At 72.7% G+C, this 5020-nt stretch carries 6 protein-coding genes, 1 tRNA gene and 2 pseudogenes; 2 read left to right on the plus strand and 7 right to left on the minus strand.

Going from position 1 to position 5020, the window contains the following annotated elements; genetic code table 11:
- Window positions 1-47: 47 nt before the first annotated feature.
- The 5 genes from KPL57_RS27625 to KPL57_RS27645 all read right to left on the minus strand — a co-directional run bounded on the left by KPL57_RS27625 (window position 48) and on the right by KPL57_RS27645 (window position 2730).
- Window positions 48-509 (minus strand): hypothetical protein, encoded by a 462-nt coding sequence (locus KPL57_RS27625; protein ID WP_226353717.1) that lies wholly within the window; start codon window positions 507-509, stop codon window positions 48-50.
- 68 nt (window positions 510-577) lie between these two features.
- The gene (locus KPL57_RS27630; RefSeq protein ID WP_226353718.1) at window positions 578-781 is read right to left on the minus strand and encodes a cold-shock protein; all 204 of its coding nucleotides are present in this window, start codon (window positions 779-781) and stop codon (window positions 578-580) included.
- A 348-nt stretch (window positions 782-1129) separates the two neighbouring features.
- Window positions 1130-1462 carry a hypothetical protein gene (locus tag KPL57_RS27635; protein ID WP_062399612.1) on the minus strand — a complete coding sequence of 111 codons (333 nt, stop codon included), beginning with the start codon at window positions 1460-1462 and terminating at the stop codon, window positions 1130-1132.
- A 57-nt stretch (window positions 1463-1519) separates the two neighbouring features.
- The gene (locus KPL57_RS27640) at window positions 1520-2032 is read right to left on the minus strand and encodes a polyketide cyclase (protein WP_226353719.1); all 513 of its coding nucleotides are present in this window, start codon (window positions 2030-2032) and stop codon (window positions 1520-1522) included.
- Window positions 2033-2091: 59 nt separating this feature from the next.
- The gene (locus KPL57_RS27645) at window positions 2092-2730 is read right to left on the minus strand and encodes a TetR/AcrR family transcriptional regulator (protein ID WP_226364722.1); all 639 of its coding nucleotides are present in this window, start codon (window positions 2728-2730) and stop codon (window positions 2092-2094) included.
- A 112-nt stretch (window positions 2731-2842) separates the two neighbouring features.
- On the opposite strand from KPL57_RS27645, the gene KPL57_RS27650 reads away from it, so the two are divergent.
- Entirely contained in the window at window positions 2843-3610 is a 768-nt protein-coding gene (locus tag KPL57_RS27650) for an SDR family NAD(P)-dependent oxidoreductase (protein WP_226353721.1), read from the plus strand.
- 55 nt (window positions 3611-3665) lie between these two features.
- Here KPL57_RS27650 and KPL57_RS27655 read toward each other — a convergent pair.
- Window positions 3666-3739 (minus strand) — tRNA-Pro (locus KPL57_RS27655).
- A gap of 37 nt (window positions 3740-3776) precedes the next feature.
- Window positions 3777-4720 (minus strand): annotated as a pseudogene (locus tag KPL57_RS27660) (metallophosphoesterase).
- A gap of 44 nt (window positions 4721-4764) precedes the next feature.
- Here KPL57_RS27660 and KPL57_RS70410 point away from each other — a divergent pair.
- A pseudogene (locus KPL57_RS70410) lies at window positions 4765-5020 on the plus strand (hypothetical protein); the annotation flags it as partial.

Here is a 5020-nt window from a genome sequence, read left to right on the forward strand (position 1 = left end):
GAGCAGCCCGGGGGCGATGCGGTGGGGGCGGCGACGCCCGAGCCTGGTCAGGACGGTGTCGCGCAGCCGGGCGCCGTACCCCTCGTCGCGACGACGGCGGGCCGTTCGTGCAGCAGCGCCAGCAGCTCCCCGGCCCCGCGGTAGGTCGAGGGCTCGTGCTCGGCGGGCGTGTCCTGCACCAGGGTCCCGGGCAGGTAGCGGGTGACCAGCAGCTTCGCGTCGGCGTCGGCGTGGCGGAGCTCCGGCGCGCGACCCCGGGCGACGAGCGGGGCCAGCCACTCGCGGTGGGCGCGCAGCTCGCGGGCGATGTGGGTGTCGGCGTCGTCGCCGGCCTTCACGATGAGGTCGGCGCCGTCGTGACGGACCCGCAGCACGGTGGTCCCGACCAGACCCCAGCCGTGGTCGGCGACGACCTCGTGCCCGGGCAGCCGGCTCTCGAGCAGCGCGGCCTGGCGGCGGACAGCGGCACGCCGCCACGGTAGCGGCCCCGGAGACGCCGATGGCGGCATCCCCGCGTGGGGGATGCCGCCATCGGACGGAAGAACAGGGCCCGGCACGTCGGCCGGGCGGTGCGTCCTTAGCGGACGGTCACCGAGGAGGCCTGCGGGCCCTTGGCGCCCTGGGTGACCTCGTAGGACACGGCCTGGTTCTCCTGGAGCTCCTTGAAGCCCGAGCCGTCGATCGCCGAGTAGTGGACGAACACGTCGGCGCCGCCGTCCTCGGGGGCGATGAAGCCGAAGCCCTTCTCGGCGTTGAACCACTTCACGGTGCCGTTGGTCATGGTGACTCCTTGTAATGCAGCATTCGGACGGAACAACCACGTCGTGCGGCTGCCCGGGTCAGAGGAATTCCCAGACGGCAGCCAGCTTCAGCTACACCAAAGACAGCGAATCCGCCCGCATCATCATTCTGCGAGCGCGCTTGAGACACGAAACTCAGAACTACGGTGACCGAGGACGACGCTACCGCAGGCGCGGTGTCGACCAAACAATTGTTCACCCCGCGGTGCTCCGGCGGGCCGTCCGGAGGGTCACGACCTGCCGATCGTCACGCTCGGCGTGACTCTGATCACTCGGCGGTCGCCACCCCGGCACGGTCGGTGCCGGGGCGACGACCCGTCGTCGTGTGGTCAGGCGTCGGCCGCGGCCCGCTGGCGCACCGCGATGGGTGCCCCGGCCAGGTCCTCCTCGTTGCACAGCAGCTTGAGCTCGTAGTACGCCGCCTCGGACGCCTCGTTGTAGTCGAGGTGGATGGCGATCACGTCGACCGGCTCACCCAGCCAGGACTGGGTCTCCCGCAGCCACTGCGCGGCGCGCTCCAGTGCGGTCGGGAGGTCGTTGTCGCGGAACTGGACCGGGCGGAACGGTACGTCCTGGATCCCGTCGAGCTGGTGCGCCGGGCGGGGGAGGCCACCGGCCAGTCCCGCGTCGTCGAGATCGAGCGCTACCGGGTTCTCACTCATCCCGTCAGGATCGCGCATCACACCCCGTCGTCGCACCCCACCACGCCCGGCGGGTCGTCAACGGCGCCGTAGTCGGCTGTGGCCCTCGGCGAGCCGTCCCAGGTTCAGCAGCTGCCGCCGGGCCATCACGAGGTCGCCGACCGACACCAGCGGCGCGAGCACGCGGGTGCCGCCCATGACGACCTTGAGCAACAGGCGGGTCGTGTCCGCCCCCTGCGGCACGAGGACGTAGGACATGACGGCGCCCAGGACGCTGCCGGTGAGCTGCACCCCGGGGTCGACCGAGAGGATCCGGCCGAGCCGCCGTCCGCCGGTCGCGGTGAAGGTGTCCCCGACCTGCGGTTCCGGGAGTCCCACGAGCTCCTGCGGGGACCGGCGTCCGAGGTTGTCGACCCAGTCGTAGGAGTACGGGGCGAGCCGGATCTGGGCGACCCACGGCCAGACGGCGGCGGCCGGCGCGGCGACGGAGACGCCCCGCCACGCCTGCAGCGTGGGAGCCGGGACGAGCTCGTCGCACGGGTAGGGGCGGGTGGTCTCGGCGTCGCTCACGCCCCAGCGGTCACCGATCACGGGTCCATCGTGCACCCGGCGGCCGTCCGCCGTCCGCGCCACGAACTGCGCGATCGTCGTCACGGCCCGGGGTCGGCGGCCCGGACCGCGTACCGCGCCGTCGTGGTGCGCACCCCCTCCTCGACGACGCGGGAGACCCGGTCCGCGTCGACGCTCCAGTCGGGCAGGAGGAGCGCGGGCCAGAACAGGGCGTTGGAGATCATCCCGAGGAACTGGGTCGTCGCGAGCTCGGGATCGTCGATCCGGGCGGTCCCGGCCTCGTGCGCGGCGGCGAGATGGCGGCGGACCGTCTCGAAGTAGGGCAGCTTGCCGAGCGAGAACTGTGCCCGTGCCAGCTCCGGGAACCGGGGGAGCTCGGCGATGACGATGCGGAACAGATCCTGCATCTCCTGCCGTCCCAGCAGCGCCGCGTACCGGTGGCCGAGTGCGAGGAGGCCGGCGGTGAGGTCGCCGGTCGGGACGTCCGCGCCGCTGTCGCCCTCGTCCCAGGTCGCGGTGATCATGGCCTCGAACAGTGCGGCCTTCGTCGGGAACTGCTTGAACAGCGTCGCCCGCGAGACCCCCGCCTCGTCCGCGACCCTCGCGAGCGACGTGCGGTCGTAGCCGGACGCGAGGAAGAGCCTCGTGGCCGCCTGCACGATCAGGGCGCGCTTCTCCTCCGCCATACGCCGGTGGTACGTCGGCACGGGGGCATCCATCGTCGTATCGTACCGAGGTGAGTCACTTGACTCACCTCTCCACGGCTCCTACCTTCGGTCACGAGGTGAGTGGATCGACTCACCACTGCGACTCGGAATCCGGGAGAACCCCATGGCTCGTTTCGACCGACAGACCGTCCTCGTCACCGGCGGCACCGGGGGACAGGGCGCCGGCCACGTCCGCGCGTTCCACGCCGAGGGCGCGAACGTCGTCATCGGCACCACCCGACGCGAGCGCGGGGACCGGCTCGCCGAGGAGCTCGGCGACCGGTGCTGCGTCGTGCAGCTCGACGTCGCCGACGAGGCGTCGTGGAGCGCGGCCGTCGCCGAGGCCGAGCACCGGTTCGGCCGGCTGACCGTCCTGGTCAACAACGCCGGCGTCCAGAACCCGCCCGCACCGATCGAGACGACCGAGGCGTCCACGTGGCAGCGTGTCCTCGACATCGACCTGACCGGTGCGTTCTTCGGCATCAAGGCGGTGACGCCGGCCCTGCGCCGTGCGGGCGGCGGGTCCATCACCAACATCGGGTCCGTCATGGGGACCGGAGGGACCGCCCACTACGCGCCGTACGTCGCCGCCAAGTGGGCGCTGCGCGGCCTGACCAGGACCGCCGCGCTCGAGCTGGGCCGCGACGGGATCCGGGTCAACGTCGTCCACCCGGGGGTCATCGCGACGCCGTTCATCACCGAGCCCGCCGCCGGAGCCGCCGCCCCCATCGCCGACTTCTACTCGCCCGACCCCTTCGCGGTGCCGCGGCTGGGGGAACCGGCGGACATCTCGGCGCTGGTGCTGTTCCTCGCGTCCCCGGCGGCGTCCTTCGTGACGGGCTCGGAGTACGTGAGCGACGGCGGCCTGCTGCTCGGCCCGGCCCTCCGGTGAGAGGCCGTGGAACACGACGAAGGCCCAGGTCCGCCGGACCTGGGCCTTCGTGTTGTCGGGGTGACAGGATTTGAACCTGCGACCTCTTCGTCCCGAACGAAGCGCGCTACCAAGCTGCGCCACACCCCGATTGGCACTCGGGTCTCCCCGTGAGCCGTTGAGAACTCTACCCGATGCCCTCCGAGGCCTGCGCGGGGGTTCCCGTCCGCGCATCGGGGCCGGTCGTGCGGGGGACGAGGGTCAGCAGCGAGGCCTCCGGCGGGCACGCGAAGCGCACCGGCGCGTACGGCGAGGTGCCCAGCCCGGCCGACACGTGCAGCCGCATCCGGCTGCCCCAGCGGCTCGCCCCGCGGGCCCGGGACCGGTCGATCCCGCAGTTGGTGACGAGCGCGCCGTAGCCGGGCAGGCGCAGCTGGCCGCCGTGGGTGTGCCCGGCGAGGACGAGGTCGTAGCCGTCGGCGGCGAAGCCGTCGAGCACCCGCGGCTCGGGGGAGTGGGTCAGCCCGATGCGCAGGTCGGTGTCGGCGTCGTGGCCGGCGATGCGCGGGTAGCGGTCCAGGTTCAGGTGCGGGTCGTCGACGCCCGCGATCCGGACCGTCCGGCCGTCGACCTCGAGCACGTGCCGGGCGTGGGTGGCGTCGACCCAGCCGTGCTCGCGGAACGCGGCGCGCAGGTCGGTCCAGGGCAGGTCCGCCCCGTGCACCCGCTTCGTGTCCCCGCGGCGCAGGTAGCGGGCCGGGTTCTTCGGGGTGGGGCCGTAGTAGTCGTTGCTGCCGAACACGAACGCGCCCGGCCGCTCCAGCAGCCTCCCCAGCGCGGTCAGCACGCCCGGGACGGCGTCGGGGTGTGCCAGGTTGTCCCCGGTGTCGATCACCAGGTGCGGGTCGAGCTCGTCCAGCGCCGCGATCCACCGGATCTTGCTGCGCTGGCCCGGTGTGAGGTGGAAGTCCGACAGGTGCAGGATCCGCAGCGGCCGCGCACCCTCGTCGAGGACGGGCAGCTCGACCCGGCGCAGCGTCCAGTGCCGCCGCTCGATCCCCGCCGCGTACCCGATGCCGACGCTCCGAGCAGGGCGGCTCCGGCGGCGGTACGTGCGAGGGTCCCGGCGATACTCACGCGATCCAGCCTACGTCGCGGGACTATCGTGGCGACCCGTGAGCACCCTCAAGGAGCAGCTGCGGGCCGACCTGACCACCGCGATGAAGGCCAGGGACGAGCTGGTCCGGACGACCCTGCGATCCGTCCTGACCTCGATCGGCAACGCCGAGGTGGCCGGTGACACCGGCCCGGGAGCTCTCCGACGACGAGGTCCGCGCGGTCCATCACCAAGGAGACCAAGCGGCGCGCCGAGTCCGCCCAGGCCTTCGCCGACGGCGGCCGCCCCGAGTCCGCCGACCGTGAGCGCGCCGA

The sequence above is a fragment of the Pseudonocardia sp. ICBG601 genome (assembly GCF_020496245.1).

Coding starts and splice junctions, on each gene's coding strand:
- KPL57_RS27625 (WP_226353717.1), bottom strand. CDS start 509: ATGCCGCCATCGGCGTCTCCGGGGCCGCTACCGTGGCGGCGTGCCGCT.
- KPL57_RS27645 (WP_226364722.1), bottom strand. CDS start 2,730: ATGGATGCCCCCGTGCCGACGTACCACCGGCGTATGGCGGAGGAGAAG.
- KPL57_RS27630 (WP_226353718.1), bottom strand. CDS start 781: ATGACCAACGGCACCGTGAAGTGGTTCAACGCCGAGAAGGGCTTCGGC.
- KPL57_RS27650 (WP_226353721.1), top strand. CDS start 2,843: ATGGCTCGTTTCGACCGACAGACCGTCCTCGTCACCGGCGGCACCGGG.
- KPL57_RS27635 (WP_062399612.1), bottom strand. CDS start 1,462: ATGAGTGAGAACCCGGTAGCGCTCGATCTCGACGACGCGGGACTGGCC.